Here is a 16,929-nt window from a genome sequence, read left to right as displayed (position 1 = left end):
GGTTCTCCTGGGCGCAGGCGGGGTCAGCGGGGGTCCGGGGTCAGCGGGCCGCTGCCCCGGTCCAGGTACCAGGCGGCGGCGCGGCGCAGCCCGTAGGCCCGCAGCCGCCGGGTGGAGTTCTCGACCACCATCGAACGGTCGTGGACGATGGCGGCGGTGTGGCGGCGTACCCGGTTGAGGAACTCCCGGTCCGTCGGCGACGGGCGGCGGGGCATCCCGCCGCAGGCCAGGTACGCGGCCGGGGTGATCGCCATGTTGTTGCCCGCGTGCATGCGGTAGGGGGCCCGGTAGCCGGGGGCGCGGTGGGCGGGGCGCAGCCGCCCGAAGGCGGCGGCGACGGCGACCACGGCGCGGAAGGCGGCCCGACCCAGCGGGCCGTGCTCGTCGCGGCGGGCCACGATCCGCCCGCACGCCATCTCCGCACCGCCGGTGAGGGTGCGGCGGGCGGCGGCCACCCAGCCGGGCCGGGGCAGGCAGTCGGCGTCGGTGCGGGCCAGCAGCGTCGCCCCGTGGGCGATGGCGTGCCGGAAGCCGGTGTCGACGGCCGCGCCGACGCCCCGCTGCCGCTCCTCGAGCAGCAGGGTCGGCACGGGCGAGCGGGCCGCGAAGCGGCGGACGACGTCGGGGGTGCCGTCGGTGGAGGCGTTGTCGACCACCAGCAGGGTGAAGTCCCCGTCGGTCTGCGCGGCGAGGGCGTCGAGGGTGGCCCCGATCCGGGCGACCTCGTTGTACGCGGGGACCACCACCCACAGCGCGGTCACGACTTCTCCCAGACCATCGTCATCAGGCTGACGCCGCCGCCCAGACCGATGAAGAGCACCCGGTCGCCGGGGCGCAGCCCGGCGTCGACGCGGGCGAGCTGGACGCCGAGGGTGGCGCTGGCCAGGTTGCCCAGCTCGGTGACGGTGACCTCCAGCTTCTCCCGGGGCACGCCGGTCACCTCGACGAACCGGTCCAGGTAGGGCAGCGTCACCTGGTGGACGAGCACCCGGGCGTAGTCGGCCCAGTCGAGGCCGGTGCGGTGCCGGACGCGGTGGAGGATGTCCGTGCCGACCTTCTCGAAGACGTCGCGCAGCGCGCGCCCGTCGCCGGTGAAGTAGGTGTGCTCGTCGCCCCGGGGGTGCCGGGAGCCGCCGCCGGGGATGCCGCCCACCGTCCAGTGCTGCGACCAGGTCTCGGTGTCGACGTCGACGATGCCGCCGGAGGCGACCGGCTCCACCAGCACGGCGGCCCCGGCGTCGCCGAAGGTGTACCCGGCGAAGGCGTCGCGGGCCTGGTCGAGGTCGGTGAGCTGCCAGCGCATCGCCCGGGTGGGCGTCTCGCCGGTCACCACCAGGGCGCGCCGGGCGCGGCCGGCGAGGATGGCGCAGCGGGCCAGGTCGACGCCGTTGAGGAAGCTGTTGCAGGCGTTGCTGACGTCGAGGGCGTGGGCCCGGCCGCCCAGCTCGGCCTGCACGATGTGGGCGGTGGCCGGCTCGGCGACGTCCCGGGTGGCCGAGGCGAACAGCAGCAGGTCCACCTCCTCGGGCTCCCGGCCGGCGGCGGCGAGCGCCTGCCGGGCGGCGCGGACCGCCAGGGTGGAGGCGTACTCCCCGTCGCCGGCCATCCGGCGGGAGGCGATCCCGGTCATCCGCGACAGCAGGCCGTCGGGCAGGGAGATCCCGCTGGCCTCGGCGAGGCGTCGGTGCAGTTCGGCCGTGGGCACGACCCGGTCGGGCAGGCTGGCCCCGACGGCGGTGATGCCCACCCGTACCGGGGCCGGCGGCGGTGCTGTCGTGGGGTCGATCATGCGCTGAGCTTGCCGAACGCCGTCGCCGGGCGGATGAGTAGGGGTGCTCATGTCCACTGGTGCGACGGGCCCGGGCGCCGTCGTCGCGGCGGGAGGGCCGCGACAACGGCGGGAGGGCCGCGACGACGACGGGACGGGCCTACCGGCGGAAGGGCCCCGTGATGGCGAACGTCGTGCCCGGGGCGTAGCAGTTGACGTACATCGTGTGCCGGTCGTCGGAGAAGCAGGCCCCGGCGAACTCACCGTACGCGGGGGCGGTCTCGGTGCCGACGTTCTGGCGGTTGCGGGCGAACAGGTACGGCTCGCCGTCGACGGTGGTGCCCATGAGGTAGCTGTCGCCGTCGCCGTCCTGGCAGAGCATCAGCCCGCCGGACGGGGTCATGCAGATGTTGTCCGGGCTCTCGAACAGCTCCGACCCCGGGCCGGTGGCGTGGAAGACGACGACCAGGGTCAGCTCGCGGGTGGCCGGCCGGTACCGCCACACCTGGCCCCGGTGCTCGGCCTGGGAGCCGCTCGCGCGCTTGGCGAAGGAGGAGACGAAGTACGCCGCGCCGTCCGTGCCCCACCAGGCGCCCTCGAGCTTCTGGGCGTGGGTGACGCCCGCCGGGCCGTAGTCCTGCAACCTGATCGGGACGGTGGTGGCCAGCGGGTCCGGCACGTCGAGCCACTCGACGCGGGCGAAGGTGGCGCCGGGTTCCTGGACGGTAGAGAGGTCGGCCACCCCGGGCACCCGCATGACCTGCAACCGCCCGCCCGCCCGCAGGCTGCCGTGCCCGCCGAGCGGCCGGTTCGGCAGGAACCGGTAGAAGCAGCCGAACTTCTCCCCCGAGGCGTCCTCGGTCTCGTACACCGCGCCCGTGCGGGGGTCGACGCAGACGGCCTCGTGCGCGAAGCGGCCCATGGCCGTGAGCGGGGTCGGATGCGTGTTGCGGGCGGGATCGTACGGGTCGACCTCGAAGATCCAGCCGTGGTCGCGCTCGTTGCCCTGCTCGCCCCGGCGGACCTCCAACTCCTCGCAGGACAGCCACGTCCGCCAGGGCGTCGGCCCGCCCGCGCAGTTGGCCCACGTGCCGCCGAGGCTGACCCGCTGCTCGACGCCGCCCGGCCGTAGGACGAGCGTCGTGGTCCCGCCGAGGGCGGCCGGGTCGTAGGTCAGCTCCGGGGGCGCGGCGACCGGCACGGCGGCGGACCACGGCCAGCTCTCGTGGTTGCGCACGAGGCGAACCTGGGGGCCGGGGCCGGAGAACGCGGCCATGCCGTCGCAGTTCCCGGGCACGACGCCGCCGCCGGACATCGGCTCGCCCTGGCGGGAGAGGACCCGGTAGCGGAAGCCTCGGGGCAGGTCCAGCAGGCCGGCCTCGTCCGGCACCAGCGGCCCGTAGCCGCCCCCGCCGGTCGCCAGGGCGGGCACCGCCGTGAAGAGCGCGTCGATGACGCCGGACAGCGCCACCCCCGCGCCCACGATGCCTGATTGCGCCAGGAAGCGTCGCCGGTCGAGACTCAAGGCAGCTCCTCAGTGATCGGAAGGCGAGCCATAGTAACCGCTCGATGCCGAAGATGTCTCTCGTCCCGGCCCGGAAACCGTTGGACGCCGGCGCAGCCGGGGCGGGCGATCCCGGGGGCGCGGCTCGCCGTCGACGCGCGGATGACGGCAGCCACGCCGCGCCTATCGGGCCATTCGCGCCACGGCCGGGTCGACGCGTTCACGACCGGCCGGGACGCCTTCCCACGGGATACGTCACCTGCCCCCACACGACCGTTCAACGCCGGGATTTTCAGCGCTGGAACCACCACACGGCCCGACAATCCGCAGCCCCGTAGCGCAATTTAACATTCGAAACATCTTTCGATGTGCCGGCGGCCCGAGACCCGATCGCAGCCGATTCCTTCGCCCGCCGGCCACCTCGACCGGGCGCGATTGCCCTCGCCTGCGGCGACGACCCGGACCGAGCACCGGCCGACGCGACGCCGTCGCCGAACCGCCAGCTCACGGGCCTTTCAGCAGGCGATCGCACCCGCCCGGACGGCCCCGCAACTGCGCCGGCGGAGCGTCCACATCTCTTTCAGGATGGGATTCCCAGCGTCGCCCCTCTATCTCACCCACTCCCGCCCGCAGGCGCGCTGGAGACCAATCGGAGCATCCGCAGCGAGGGTCGCCATATCGACATTGCATTGACTTGCGCCACCTTCCGCGATAATCCTTTACAGGTGGTTCCGCCGGGTCCCGAAGATTCGGCGTTCATCCGCTGCACGCGTCGGCGCACGGCAGGCCCGCGGAAAAGTGGCCGCCGATCGGCGCGATATCGACTACGAACAGCCATTACGTGCGCAGACCCCCGCGAAGTTCCGGCGGTCCGGTCCGCCACGCGAGTCGGGAGGTACGTCGAATGAGCATCGCGCCGCAGCGGTCGCCGGGGCGGGACGACCTCACCGGGCCGGGTGGGTGGTCTCTCGTGCCGATCGCACTGCTGCGGCAGGCCGGCTTCCCGTTCTCCACGCTGGACGGTCTCGTCGACCGGGCCGCCGCCGAACGCGCGGACGACCTCCTCGCCCGGCGCGACACGACCCGGCTGCTCGCCCAGCGGCTGAAGGCCGTCATGCGCTCCGCCGGCGTCGGCGTCCGGGGAGACCTCGCCTCCGGCGTGGGCATGCTGCGGCCGTTCGCCGAGGACGACCTCGCCCGGCTACGCCGGGAGACACCGGCCTCCGCCGGCGCCGTCGTCGAGGCGTACCAGGAGACCGCCACCGGCCTCGACCGGGCCTGGGCGGCCTGGACGACGCAGCTCGCCGACGCGATGGACCGGGCCCGCCGCGAGGTGGTCCGGCTCTGCGCGGATCCCGCGTTCCGGCAGGTTCTCCTGCTCTCCAACGACGCCCGGTACGCGGAGTTCTCGGCCTGGATCGACCGGGGGGCCGCCGGCTCGCCGGGGCACCTCCGACGGATGACGGACCTGCTCGCGATGTACGTGCAGCGGGTCGCCACCAAGAACGAGACCCACTCGCACTTCGGGCCGCTGTCCGTGGCGCGGGTGGCGCCCCTCTCCAGCGGCGTCACCTGGGAGACCGGCCCGCTCCAGCGGATCGTGTTCCTCTCCCACTGGGCCGGCGAACGGCTGGCCGAGGTCTTCAGTCAACGGCCCGACGCCTACGCCCTCGTCCGGCCCCGCCGCCGGCCGCTGGCGTTCCTGACCGGATCGAGCCTGGTCCTCTACGCGTTCCGGCCGACGACCGGCATGCCCGACGGCTGGCGGTTCGACGCGGTGTCCACCACCGAGCTGGACGACGACCGCCTGTGGCTGTGGCAGAGGTGCGACGGCGTACGGACCGTCGGCGACCTTCGGGAGGCATGGTCGCGGCGGGTGCCCGCCCCGGCGGCGACCCTCGAGGAGGCGCTGGACGACCTGACCGGGGCGGATCTGCTGGTCTGCCGCTGGGAGATCCCGATCGGTTCGGCCGATCCGCTGCTCGTGCTCGACGCGCACCTGCGTGCGGGCGGGTCGCCGGAGACGCCGTCGACGGTCGGCGACCTGGCCACGGTGGAACGCTTCCGCACCGCGCTCGACGCGTTCGCCGCCGCCGCGCCGGCCGAACGCGCGACGCTGCTGGCGCGGTTGAAGGACGACTTCGAGACCGTCACCGGCACCTCGCCGAACCGCACCGGCGGCACCCACTACGCGGACCGCGCCATCGTGTACGAGGAGGCGTACGGGCCGGTCAAGCGGCTGCGCCTCGGCGGGGACGTCGCCGCCCTCGTCGGCGAGGAGCTCTCCGTCGTCTACGACGTGGCGCTGCTCGGCCCCCGGATCCGCGTCCGGCGGGAGCGGGACCTGCTCGCCGACTGGATGCGGACGCGGTTCGGCGCCGGGGCCCGCGTGCCGCTCGTCCGCTTCTACACCTCGTTCTACGCCGAGCGGGAGGCGCTCGCCCAGCGGTGCGAGAGGATCGACCAGGAGATCGCGGCGGCCGGCCGCACGGTGCTGGAAACCCTGCTCGACGGGCACCCCGGCGGGCCGGCGGAGGCGGTCGTCGACCGGGATCGGCTCGAGGAGACGCTCGCCCGCCTCGGGGTGGCGGAGCCGGCGGTGTGCAACCCGGACGTGATGATCGCCGCGCCCAGCGCCGAGGCGATCGCCCGGGGCGACTTCCTGGCGGTCGTCGGCGACTGCCACGGCGTCCGGGAGGCGCTGACCCACTCCAGCTTCGCGCCGCTGATCCACGCCGAGACGCCCGACGTCCTCGACGAGGTGTACCGGCGGTACCGGGAACTGCTCGACGACGACGAGCTGCTGGTCGACCTGTCCCGGTCACACCCGGACAAGACCGGCGCGCAGCTCAGCTATCCGTGCCCGGACCTCGAGGTCTACGGGCTGTCCCCCAAGGGGCCCGACCAGGTGCTGCGTCCCGAGCAGCTCTACCTGACGGTGCGCGACGGGCGGCCGGAGCTGCGCGCGCACGGCGTCGACCGGCGGCTGAGGCTGCTGGCCCCGCTCGCCGGCGGGCCCAGCATCCGCCAGGACCCGCTCTCGCCGTTCGCGTTTCCCCGGCACTTCGGCGGCATCGGCCTGCGCGCGGACGACCGCGCGCACCTGCCCCGCATCCGCTGCGGGCGCGTGGTGCTGCAGCGCGCCCGGTGGCGGATCCCGGCGAGCGCGTTCCGTGGGTGGAGCCCGGGCGTGCATCCGGCCGCGGGCGACGCGGCCGAGTTCGCCGCCGGCCGGGACCTGCGGCGTCGGCTCGGGCTGCCCGGTACGGGCTTCGTGAAGATCCCCGGCGAGCCCAAGCCGGTCTTCGTCGACTGGGACTCGCCGATCCTGGTCCGGCAGGTGTTCCGGCTGGCCCGCAGGTCCGACGGGCCCATGGAGTTCAGCGAGATGCTCCCGGCCAGGAACGATCTCTGGCTCGACCTGGACGGTGAGCGGTACACCAGCGAGCTGCGATGCGCCCTGTTCTCACCCGGAACAGGTGGATAGCTCCCCCGCGACTCACGCCAAGGAGGAACCGTGCTCAGAAGCTGTGTGGTTCAGTTGCCGTTCCCCTCCACGCAAGAGCCCGACCGGCGGCTCTCCGACTACTACCTGGACTACGACCGGGCGTTCCGGGCGTTCTTCCCGGAGTACTTCATCCCGTCCGACGGCCTGTGGGAAATGCCGCTGTGGGTGGCCCACCTCACCGCGTTGCTGGACACGGCCGGGATCGACTCCACGTTCCAGGACCTGTCGCGGATCCCCGCGGACGTGACCGCCTGCACCGAGGCCCTGATGTCCGCGACCGCCCCCGGCGACCTGGTCCTGGCCTCCCCGCTGGCCCAGAACCTGCGCCTGGCCCTCGACGTCGCCAAGCACCTGGAGGCCGAGGGGCGTCGCGTCGTCCTCGGCGGCAACATGGCGCCGCTGGCCCCCGAGGGCGCCGTGCACCTCGTGCACCGGGGGCAGCTCGACACCGCCTTCGTCCGCCGGCTCGCCGCGCTGCACGGCGCGGGCGGCGGCACCAGCGAGCGGCCGAGCGTGCGGGGGCTGTCGAAGGACCGCATCACGTGGGCGCCCGACTACCGGCATCTGGACGGCTACGGCGGCAAGGTGCCGCTGCTGCGCCTCAACGCCAGCCACGGCTGCCTCTACGAGTGCGCGTTCTGCGGCGACGCCTGGAGCAAGAGCCTCACGCTCGTGGACAAGGGCGCCCTGGCCGCCGAGGTGGACCAGTTCGCGGAGCGGTTCCCGGAGACCCGGCTCATCTACATCGGCGACAAGACGTTCGGCCAGTCACGGGAGGCGGTCCAGAACCTCATTGACGTGTTCCGGGACCGGCCCGGCTACCGCTTCATCGCGCAGACCCACGTCATGCAGGTGAAGGAGTGGGTCATCGACAGCATGCGCGAGCTCGGGGTGATCGCCGTGGAGCTCGGCTTCGAGTCGGCCGACTCGCAGATGCTCAAGCGGCTGGCCAAGCTGTCGCGCGGGCTCGACCACTACACCGGCAGGATCCGTGAGCTCAGCGACGCCGGCCTCAAGGTGGTCCTGAACCTCATGGGCGGCCTCGACGAGGAGACCGAGGAGTCCCATCGGCAGACGCTCGACTGGCTCGACGAGAACAGCTCGCGGCTGTGGCTGTTCAACCTCTACAACTTCGTCCCGTACCCCCTGGTCCCGGACTTTCCCCGGTTGCGCGACCGCATCTTCGACTGGGACTTCTCGCGCTGGCGGGAGGACGCGCCGGTCGTCTACCGGCCTGCGCACCTGAGCCCGGAGCGTAGCTGGGAGCTCTTCCAGGAGAAGGTCGCCACCGCGCACCGCATCGTCCGTGCGGGGCTGCCCGCACGACCGGATCTGTTGGCCGCAGCCGAACTGGAGGCGAGATGACCGAGTTGCCGGACTTCGAGGCCCTACAGCACAGCGTCAAACCGGAGGAGTTCGAGCAGGACCCGCTGCCCGGCTGGGCCGGCCTGGGCACGCTGTTCGGGGCGCCCGCGGCGAGCGCGGCCGGCGTGGACGTCGGCCCGGACGGCTGGGCGGTCGCCGGCGTGCCCTTCGACGGCACGGCGAGTTCGCGCCCCGGCGCGGCCGAGGGGCCCCGGGCGATCCGGCAGGCGAGCCTGGTCTTCGCGAGCTACCTCAACAGCCTCGGCGAGTGGCAGATGCTGGACACCCGCCGCGGTGACACGTTCCGCTACCGGGCGCCGCGCGTCGCCGACGTGGGCGACCTGCACGTCTATCCGACGAACACGGTCCGAACCTTCCAGGCCGTGGCGGTGGAGGCGCGTCGGCTGGCCCGGTCGGCGCCGCACGTGATCTTCCTCAACGGCGACCACTCCAGCACCTTCCCCACGTTCGCCGGCTTCCGCGCCGGGCGGCTCGACGGCGGTCCGGCCCGGATCGGATTCATCAACATCGACCACCACTTCGACTTCGGGAACGTCAGCACGCTGCACGGGCCGCTGTACCACGGGTCGAACTCCCGCCGGATCAGCGAGATCCCCGACATGCGGCCCGAGGACATCGCGTTCGTCGGCGTCGGGGACGTGACCAAGTTCGACCAGTTCCAGAGCCTGCTCGGCCGCGGCTTCCACGTCGTGCCCGGCGCCCAGATCAGGCGCGACGGCGCCGCCGCGGCGCTGGCCCCGGTCATCGCGCGGCTCGGGGAGCAGTGCGACACGATCTACGTCTCGCTCGACATCGACGTGCTCGACAGCGCCTCCGCCACCGGCACCGGGCACGTGACCATGGGCGGCATCGGCATCGGCGACCTGCTCGACATCTACGAGGAGCTCCGCGCCCTGCCGATCGGCGGCGTCGACGTCGCCGAGGTGGCGCCGCGCTACGACCAGTCGGGCAGCACGGCCCAGATCGCGGCCCACCTGCTGTTCAACTTCCTGTTCCGCGCCGACTCCCGCCCGTCCGGCCTGGCGCCGTGGACCACGTCGGCCGGACGCGACGCCGAGGAGGCACGATGAGATTCGCACCCGCTTCGGCGTTCGTCGACTGCGCCGACCTGGCCGGCTCGTCGCCGCGGGACCGCGCGGACGTGGTGCGGCGGCTCGCCGGTGCGGCCGTCGAGCTGCTGCACGGGACCGGCTTCGCGGTGTTCCGGATCGGCCGCCTCCGGCTCGGCGTGGACGACAGCCGGCGCATCGCCCTCGACCTGGCGGAGCAGGTCCGGCGAACCCTGATCGACCGGGGCGCTCCGGGCGGGTTGCGCCTGGAGGTCGACAAGCCGCAGACGACCTACGTGCCGGAGGGTTTCCACACCCGGACGCTGCTGCCGCACCACGACGGGCAGCACTGCTCGTACCTGACCCCCAGCCTGCTGGACGTGCCCGAGTGGGATCCCGGGCTGCGCGAGTTCGGCACCGCCGGATACACCACGACGCCCGCCCACAAGATGTACCAGGGCATCTTCCTCGCCGACCCGGGCGAAGGGCTCAGCGTCACCACGTACTACGACTGGCTCTCGATACTCCAGGACGTGCTGGGCGAACGCGGCGTCAAGGGGGCCGACGACCCGGCGACCGTCGCCGGCTGGCTCGGGGACAACCTCCGCGCGGCGGTGCGTGGCCAGGCCGAGCACGGCTGCCCCTACCCCTCGTTCGGCGGGATGCTGGGACTGGTCGAGCCGATGTGGCACGGGCTGTCGTTCCACCACAGCGAGAGCCCGTTGAGCTCGCGGGACGCCGAGCGCTACCCCGCCGCCGTGCCACTGGCGCGGCGCTGCGCCTGCGGGACCTGCGCCGGGGACGCCGCCCGGCTGTTCTGCCACCAGATGACGATGGCGACCGGCCGCAACTGGGCGGAGTTCCGTGACCGCTGGGAGGTCCTCGCGCCGGGCGAGCACTGCGACCTATTGATCGGGCACAATCTCACGATGATCCATGGTGGACTCCAGGGTGGCCCGGGTCGCCTGTTGGAACCGCTCTGCCTGGTGGTCGACGACCCCGAGGGCACGGAGTACGAACGCTGGCTGGCCGCCGCCTGGCGGCGTCGCCTGCCGGGGCCGCTGTGAGTCGGGGCGTGCCGTGCACCGGCACCACCCCGGTCGACCTGCACGTGCACACCAGACGATCGGACGGCGACGACCCCCCGGCGGCCGTCGCCGCGCGTTGCCTGGCCGCCGGCCTGCGGGTGGTCTCGGTCGTCGACCACAACACCATGGGGGGCGTCGAGGAGTTCACCCGGGCCGTGGACGGCCGGATGACCGTCATACCCGGTTGTGAGATCACCGCCGAGTGGCGCGGCGAGGAGGTGCACTGTCTCGCGTACTTCGTCGATCCCGGCGACGCCCGCCTGTGCCGCCGCCTGCGTGACGTACACGACGGCGAGGTGCGCTGGTGGCGTACCTGGACCGAGCGCGTCGCGTCGATCGGCGTGCCGCTCACGCCGCGACGCGTGACGGCGGAGATCGGCGCGGACCGGGTCGCCTACGTCGGCGACTACCTCGCGCTCCTGGCCGACGCCGCCGGCGACGATCCCCGGTTCGCCGGATACGGCCCGGACACGTACGGCGACATCGCGGCGGACTGGTGCCGCCCCGGTCAACCGCTCCACGTGCCGGTGCCGTGGCGGCCCGACCTGACCGAGGTCCTGGCCTGGGTCACCGAGGCGGGCGGCGTCGCGGTGCTGGCTCACCCGGCCCCGCTGCTGTCAGCCCTCGACGACGCGCGGTGCCGGGCCCTGTTGGAGCCGCTGGCCGAGGCCGGGCTCGGCGGCCTGGAGGTCTGGACCAGCTGGCACCGGCCAGCCGACAGCGCCCGGCTGGCCCAGCTCTGCGCCGCCGCCGGCCTGGTGGCGACCGCGGGCTCGGACTACCACGGCACACGGGTCAAGCCCTGGGTGCCGGAGCCGGGGCGGCTGCCGACGCCCCCCGGCGACCCCATGGCGATCGTCGACGCCCTGCACGAGCGCAGGCCGTCCCAGCTACCGGCGAGGCAGAACAATGACCACTGACACGTTCTCCGGGGCCGCCGAGGGACTCCCCGACACCGGTCGACCGTCGTTCGCGGAGCGGGCCTGGAGCCTGGTGCCGGTCGTCGTGCTCCGGCAGGCGGGGTTTCCCCTGGAGATGCTGGCCCCGCTCGTCGACGGCGAGCACGCGGCGCGGTCTGCGACGCTGATCGCCCGCCGGGCTCGGCTCGCCGAACTCGCCGCGGAGTTGAAGACGCTGCTGCGGGCGCACCGCCCGACCGGCGTCGAGAGGATCCTGTCCCGGGTGGGGCAGCTCCGGCCGATCGCCCCGGCGGAGCTGGGCCCGGCGCTCGACGGGCTGCCGGGTTCGTCCGGTGACGCGCTGCGCGAGTACCAGTCCGCCGTCACGGCGCTGGCAGCGGACTGGGCGGCCTTCGAGGACCGGCACCGCGAGCTGCTCGACGCGGCGGGGGACGCGGTGGCGCGGGCCTTCGCCGAGGAGCCGCTGCGCGAGGTGCTGCTGCTGTCGAACGACGCCGCCTACCCCACGCTCGCCGCCTGGCTGGACGGCTACCGGGGCGAACCGGGAAAGCACACCCGCAAGATGGCCGACCTGCTGACCATGTACCTGCAGCGGGTCACGACGAAGAACGAGACGCACTCCCACTTCGGTCCGTTCACCGTGGGCCGCGTCGGCACCGAACCGGGGGTCACCTGGTCGGCGGAGGGCCCGTTGACGCGTACCGCGTTCTTCACCCACTGGGCGGCGGAACGGCTCGCCGTCGCGGCCGGTGAGATCCCCGGCCTCGCGGAGCACGTCCGCCCCCGGCGGCGGCCTCTCTCCTTCCTGCGGGACGGCCGCGTCATCCAGTACGCCTTCACGACGCGCGACGGCCTCGACACGGAGTGGAACTTCCGTAAGCTGGGCGAGACGGATGCGTCCCCCGGCGAGCAGTGGCTGTGGCAGCGGGCCGACGGCACCCGGACGGTGGGTGAGCTGCGGGCGCGGTGGAGCGATCCGGAGCCCTTCGACGAGGTGCTGCGCCGGGCCGTCCGCGACGAGTGGCTCATCGCGGAGTTCGAGATCCCGGTGGGCGAGTCCCGGCCGTTGAGCGCCCTGCGGGCCCTGCTGCCCCGCGACGACCCTCGGGCCGCGCCGATGCTGGCCGCGATCGACGGCTTCGAGCAGGACCTGCTCCGTTTCTCCGCCCTGCCGGCGGCGCAGCGCCCGGCGCTGCTGGCTGCCGCCAAGCAACGGTTCCAGGACCTGACCGGCGTGGCCGGCAACCGCAACAGCGGCCTGCACTACGCCGATCGCAGCATCCTGTTCGAGGAGGCGCGTGGCCGGCTGCGGGGGCTCACCATCGGCCCGGACCTCGCCCGGTTCGTCACCGACGAGCTGGCCGTCGTCTACGAGCTGGTCCTGGCCGGTCCGCGCCTGCGCATGCGCCGCGAGCTCGACGTGCTGACCCGCTGGGTGCGGGACCGTTTCGGCGACGACACCGAGGTGCCCCTCGACCAGCTCTACGCGCGGTCCTTCGCGGACCGCGAGCACCTCGTGCGGGAGTGCGCGCCGATCGAGGCCGAGCTGGCGGACCTGGACGACTGGATCGTGCGCGCGCTGCTGGGGCCGGACACGGACCGGCGGGAGGTAGAGGTGCCCCGGGACACGCTGGAGGCGATCCTCGGCACCCAGCCGGCCGCGCCGTCCGCGCTGTGCAACCCGGACGTGCTGTTCGCCGCGCGGAGCCGCGACGCGCTGCGGCGCGGCGACTTCACCGCCGTGATCGGCGACTGCCACGCCGTCCGCGAGGTGCTCACGCACACGAGCTTCAGCCCGCTGGTCCAGGAGGTCGCCCCCGATCTGCTGCCCGAGGTGCATCGGGGCTACCTGTCGCTGCTCGACGACGACGAGGTCCTGGTGAACCTGTCGCGCGGCCACCCGGACAAGTCCTCCACCCAACTCGTCCACCCCTGTCACGACCTGGAGGTGTACGGGCGGTCCCCACAGACCCGCGACCGGGTCCTGCAACCCTCCCAGTTGTACCTGGTGATCCGGAACGGACGCCTCGAACTGCGGGCGCGGGGCGTCGAGGGCCGGATCCGGCTCATGGCCCCGCCGGCCGGGGGGCCGAGCATCCTGCAGGACCCGCTGTCGCCGTTCGCGTTCCCCCGGCACTTCGGCGGAGTGGGGCTGCGGGCCGAGACGCTGGCGCACGTGCCCCGGATCCGCTGCGGCCGGGTGATCCTGCAACGCGAGACGTGGCGGGTGCCGTCCGAGCGGCTGCGCGGGCTCACGCTGACCGGTGACCGGGTGAACGCGGGAGACGCCGCGCAGTACCTGGCCGCGTGCCTGCTACGGGCGGAGTACGGCCTGCCCAGGCACGTGTTCGTCAAGGTGTCCGGCGAGCCCAAGCCGATCTACGTCGACTGGGAGGCCCCGCTGCTCGTCCGCCAGTTGTGCCGGGTGGCCCGCCGTGCCGAGGGGACGATGGAGGTGTCCGAGATGCTGCCGGCGCCCGAGGAGCGGTGGCTCGACGTCGGCGGCCACCGGTACACGACCGAACTGCGGTGCGCGGTCTTCTCGCCCGGACGGCCACGTTGACGGCTCGCGTCGTGGTGGATTCGCCCGTCGCGTACCGGCGTCTGCTGGGCGCGGCGGGCGTCTCCGGGATCGGTGACGGCATCCGGTTCGCGGCGTTGCCGCTGCTCGCCGCCGCGGTGCTGCGCGACGGCCTCCAGGTGGCCGTGGTGACGGCGGCGACGACCGTGCCCTGGCTGCTGTTCGGTCTGCAGGCGGGCGCGTACGCGGACCGCTTCGAGCGGCGGCGGTTGATGGTGATCGCCGACGTCCTGCGCGCGGTGACGCTGGTCGGCGCGGCCGCGCTGCTCGCCGCCGGATGGCTGACGTTCTGGCCGCTGGTGACGGTCGCCTTCCTGCTCGGTCTCGGCGAGGTGCTGTTCGACTGCGCCTCGTTCGCGTTCCTGCCCAGCGTGGTCGCGGCCGACCTGCTGGAGTCGGCGAACGGCCGGCTGTTCGTCATCCAGACGGTCGGCCGCGATCTGCTGGGGCACGTGCTGGGCGGCTTCCTGTTCGCGATCGGCCGGGCCGTGCCGTTCGTACTGGACGCGATCTCGTTCGCCGTCTCGGCGGCCCTGCTCACCGGGCTGCCCGACTCCCGCCCGCAGCCCGCGGCGGGCGGCCGGAACCTCCTGGCGGAGATGCGGGAGGGGGTGGCACACCTGGTTCACGATCCCCTGCTGCGCCTGCTGACGGTGACCGCCGGTCTGATCAACGCGGTGTACCTCGGTCAGGTCGCCGTCTTCGTCATCCTGGTCCGCGACGTGCTGCGACTACCCTCCGCCGCGTACGGCGCGCTCGTCGCGGCCGGCGCGCTGGGCGGCGTGCTCGGCGGCGCCGTGGCGGCGCGGGCCGCGCACCGGTACGGCCGGGTGCCCACGCTGATCGGCAGCCTCGCGCTGATCGGCGCGGCGGCTGTGGGCGTCGCGGCCACGGACGAGACGGCCGTCGTCGCGGTCGCGTACGCGGTCTCGGGCGCGGGTGTCATGGTGTGGAACGTCATCGCCGTGGCGCTGCGCCAGGGGGTCGTCCCCGATCGCCTGCTGGGGCGCACGACGGGCGCCTACCGGCTCGTCGCGTGGGGCATGATGCCGGTCGGCGCGCTCGTGCTCGGCTCGATCGGCGAGGCGGCCGGCCCCAGGGTGGCGTTCCTGGCCGGCGGGGTCGCGTTGCTGGCACTGTGTCCGTGGATCGCACCGACGCTCCGGCGCGATCCCCGGATCCGCTACGCCGCGAAGGACGACGATGACTGATCTCGATGCCGTGCTGGACCGACTCACCGACCGGTGGGAGTTGGACGGGCTGGAACTCGTCGGCCGGGGCCTGGAGTTCACCGTCTTCCGGGCGCTCGGCCCGGACGGCGCCCCGGTCGCGCTGCGCCTGGCGGAGCGCCGTTTCGAATCCAACGCCAACGACCCCCGCGTGGACACCCGGGTGCTGCTGGCCCAGGAGTACGAGATCACCCGGCATCTGTCGGCGCTGGGCTTTCCGGTGGCCGAGCCGCTCGAACTGCGCCTGGGTGACGACGACACCACCCCGGACCTGCTGCTGTCGCGCTTCGTGACGGACGACGGCAGCGGGCTCGACGGCCACCACCTGGGCGCCCTGCTGGCCCGCCTGCACCGCCTGCCGGCGCCGCGGCTGACCCCGGTGGCCGCGGAGGGCACGACCACGGCCGGGGTGCTGGCCGCGCGCATCCTGCGTCGGTGGGCCGAGGTGGGCCGCCTGGTCGACGGCTGGCCCGCGCCGCCCGACCTCCCGCGCCTCGCCGCGCCGCTGAGCGGCATCGGCACCTCCGGGCTGGTCCATCTCGACGTGCGCAGCGACAACGTGCGCCGCGTCGGCGGGCAGGTCGAGGCGCTGGTGGACTGGTCGAACGCGCTGCTCGGCGACGCCGTCGTCGAGTTCGGCCGGCTCACCGAGTACGCCCGCTACCCGGAGAACGACCTCGACCTGCCGGCGATCCGGGCCGGGTACGCCGAGGCCGGTCACCTCCCGCCGGCCGACACGCCGGCGGAGCTGGTGTGCCGGCTGGACGCGGCCCTGATGCTCGCGCTCGTCTTCCTCTCCGAGGCACCGGATCCGCAGCGCGGTCCGGCAGCCGCCGACCACGCCCGTGCGCTGGGCGAACAGGTGGCCGCCGCCGGGTGACGCCGCCCTACCCCGACAGGAGCTTCCCATGGTGAATCTGACCCGCATCTACACCCGTACGGGCGACGGCGGGACGACCGCTCTCGGCGACATGAGCAGGGTGGGCAAGACCGACAGCAGGCTGGTCGCGTACGCCGACGTGGACGAGACCAACTCCGCGATCGGCGTCGCCATCGCCGCCGGTGATCTCGACGAGGAGATCCGGCTCCTGCTGGAACGCATCCAGAACGATCTGTTCGACGTCGGGGCCGACCTCTGCACGCCGATCGGCCCGGACGACTCCGGCGTCCCGCGACTACGCGTCGCCGCCGGGTACGTCACCTTCCTCGAGGAACAGTGCGACCGCTACAACGAGAGCCTCGCCCCGTTGCGCAGCTTCATCCTGCCGGGCGGCACGCCGGGTGCCGCGTTCCTGCACCAGGCGCGGACGGTGGCGCGCCGCGCCGAGCGGGCCACGTGGCTGGCGCTCTCGGAGTATCCGGACAGCATGAACCGGGAGACCGCCCAGTACCTGAACCGCCTGTCGGATCTGTTGTTCATCCTCGCCCGGCACGCGAACCGCGCCCGCGGTGACGTGCTGTGGAAGCCGGGCGCCAACCGCTGACGTGTCGCCCGGCGGGCCGCCCGTGTGCCGGGCGGCCCGCCGGTGGCGTCAGCGGTTGCGGCGGTAGCGGACGACGAGCGCCCACGCGCAGGCCAGCACCACGACCCCGAACGCCGCGCCCAGCAGGACGTCCACCATCGACAGCGTGGCGTTGAGGACGGCGCTGACCACCAGCGCCACCCAGAGCAGCGGGCGGGCCTGGTCGCGCCCCGCGCGGGCGGGCCGCCCGGCCTGCGTCGTCGACTCGCCCTCGATGCTGCGGTACACGTCCGTCACGGTGTCCTCCTCGTTGCTGCCGTCGGCCGGTCGCGTCACCGGCTAGCGATCACGACGCTACGGAGCACGGCGGCGGCGAACGATCCCGCCAGGTGGACGAGTCGGGTGCAGCAGGCTGTACTTCCTTCCCCCGGCC

Annotated in this window: 13 protein-coding genes; 9 read left to right on the top strand and 4 right to left on the bottom strand. The window is 73.6% G+C overall.

Features of this window, described 5'->3' with window-relative positions:
- Window positions 1-23: 23 nt before the first annotated feature.
- The 3 genes from LPU43_RS21415 to LPU43_RS21405 form a co-directional block, all read right to left on the bottom strand.
- A complete protein-coding gene (locus LPU43_RS21415) occupies window positions 24-761 on the bottom strand; it encodes a glycosyltransferase family 2 protein (protein ID WP_229402286.1) in 738 nt (245 codons plus the stop codon).
- Window positions 758-1,789 carry a 3-oxoacyl-ACP synthase III family protein gene (locus tag LPU43_RS21410; RefSeq protein ID WP_229402285.1) on the bottom strand — a complete coding sequence of 344 codons (1,032 nt, stop codon included), beginning with the start codon at window positions 1,787-1,789 and terminating at the stop codon, window positions 758-760. The genes LPU43_RS21415 and LPU43_RS21410 overlap by 4 nt, the downstream gene beginning before the upstream one ends.
- A 139-nt stretch (window positions 1,790-1,928) precedes the next feature.
- A complete protein-coding gene (locus LPU43_RS21405; RefSeq protein ID WP_229402284.1) occupies window positions 1,929-3,293 on the bottom strand; it encodes an alkaline phosphatase PhoX in 1,365 nt (454 codons plus the stop codon).
- A gap of 883 nt (window positions 3,294-4,176) precedes the next feature.
- Between LPU43_RS21405 and LPU43_RS21400 the strand changes: the two genes are divergently transcribed.
- From LPU43_RS21400 to LPU43_RS21360, 9 genes are read left to right on the top strand one after another with little or no spacing between them, the layout of a single operon-like run.
- The gene (locus LPU43_RS21400) at window positions 4,177-6,759 is read left to right on the top strand and encodes a lantibiotic dehydratase (RefSeq protein ID WP_229402283.1); all 2,583 of its coding nucleotides are present in this window, start codon (window positions 4,177-4,179) and stop codon (window positions 6,757-6,759) included.
- A gap of 30 nt (window positions 6,760-6,789) precedes the next feature.
- Window positions 6,790-8,145 (top strand): B12-binding domain-containing radical SAM protein, encoded by a 1,356-nt coding sequence (locus LPU43_RS21395; RefSeq protein ID WP_229402282.1) that lies wholly within the window; start codon window positions 6,790-6,792, stop codon window positions 8,143-8,145.
- On the top strand, window positions 8,142-9,236 hold the full coding sequence (locus LPU43_RS21390) for an arginase family protein (protein ID WP_229402281.1): 1,095 nt from the start codon (window positions 8,142-8,144) through the stop codon (window positions 9,234-9,236). The genes LPU43_RS21395 and LPU43_RS21390 overlap by 4 nt, the downstream gene beginning before the upstream one ends.
- On the top strand, window positions 9,233-10,282 hold the full coding sequence (locus LPU43_RS21385; RefSeq protein WP_229402280.1) for a hypothetical protein: 1,050 nt from the start codon (window positions 9,233-9,235) through the stop codon (window positions 10,280-10,282). Before LPU43_RS21390 ends, LPU43_RS21385 begins: the two co-directional genes overlap by 4 nt.
- A gap of 8 nt (window positions 10,283-10,290) precedes the next feature.
- A complete protein-coding gene (locus tag LPU43_RS21380; RefSeq protein WP_229402279.1) occupies window positions 10,291-11,223 on the top strand; it encodes a PHP domain-containing protein in 933 nt (310 codons plus the stop codon).
- Window positions 11,213-13,786, top strand: coding sequence for a lantibiotic dehydratase (locus LPU43_RS21375; RefSeq protein ID WP_229402278.1), 2,574 nt, complete (start codon window positions 11,213-11,215; stop codon window positions 13,784-13,786). The genes LPU43_RS21380 and LPU43_RS21375 overlap by 11 nt, the downstream gene beginning before the upstream one ends.
- Before the next feature lie 11 nt (window positions 13,787-13,797).
- On the top strand, window positions 13,798-15,015 hold the full coding sequence (locus tag LPU43_RS21370) for an MFS transporter (protein WP_229402277.1): 1,218 nt from the start codon (window positions 13,798-13,800) through the stop codon (window positions 15,013-15,015).
- A complete protein-coding gene (locus LPU43_RS21365; RefSeq protein ID WP_229402276.1) occupies window positions 15,008-15,913 on the top strand; it encodes a phosphotransferase family protein in 906 nt (301 codons plus the stop codon). The genes LPU43_RS21370 and LPU43_RS21365 overlap by 8 nt, the downstream gene beginning before the upstream one ends.
- Before the next feature lie 28 nt (window positions 15,914-15,941).
- On the top strand, window positions 15,942-16,517 hold the full coding sequence (locus LPU43_RS21360; RefSeq protein WP_229402275.1) for a cob(I)yrinic acid a,c-diamide adenosyltransferase: 576 nt from the start codon (window positions 15,942-15,944) through the stop codon (window positions 16,515-16,517).
- Window positions 16,518-16,565: 48 nt separating this feature from the next.
- Here LPU43_RS21360 and LPU43_RS21355 read toward each other — a convergent pair whose 3' ends face one another.
- Window positions 16,566-16,793, bottom strand: a complete 228-nt coding sequence (locus LPU43_RS21355; protein WP_229402274.1) for a hypothetical protein — start codon at window positions 16,791-16,793, stop codon at window positions 16,566-16,568.
- Between the last annotated feature and the right edge of the window lie 136 nt (window positions 16,794-16,929).

Origin of the sequence: Micromonospora okii, assembly GCF_020884795.1 — a bacterium.
GTDB classification, from domain to species: domain Bacteria; phylum Actinomycetota; class Actinomycetes; order Mycobacteriales; family Micromonosporaceae; genus Micromonospora; species Micromonospora okii.
Note: the sequence above shows the minus strand (reverse complement) of the source record. Positions and strands in the feature narration are given on the sequence as shown.

Bases quoted from the DNA above. Each gene is read 5' to 3' on its own strand.
- LPU43_RS21365 (WP_229402276.1), top strand. From the start codon at position 15,008: ATGACTGATCTCGATGCCGTGCTGGACCGACTCACCGACCGGTGGGAG.
- LPU43_RS21375 (WP_229402278.1), top strand. From the start codon at position 11,213: ATGACCACTGACACGTTCTCCGGGGCCGCCGAGGGACTCCCCGACACC.
- LPU43_RS21390 (WP_229402281.1), top strand. From the start codon at position 8,142: ATGACCGAGTTGCCGGACTTCGAGGCCCTACAGCACAGCGTCAAACCG.
- LPU43_RS21410 (WP_229402285.1), bottom strand. From the start codon at position 1,789: ATGATCGACCCCACGACAGCACCGCCGCCGGCCCCGGTACGGGTGGGC.
- LPU43_RS21400 (WP_229402283.1), top strand. From the start codon at position 4,177: ATGAGCATCGCGCCGCAGCGGTCGCCGGGGCGGGACGACCTCACCGGG.
- LPU43_RS21385 (WP_229402280.1), top strand. From the start codon at position 9,233: ATGAGATTCGCACCCGCTTCGGCGTTCGTCGACTGCGCCGACCTGGCC.
- LPU43_RS21360 (WP_229402275.1), top strand. From the start codon at position 15,942: ATGGTGAATCTGACCCGCATCTACACCCGTACGGGCGACGGCGGGACG.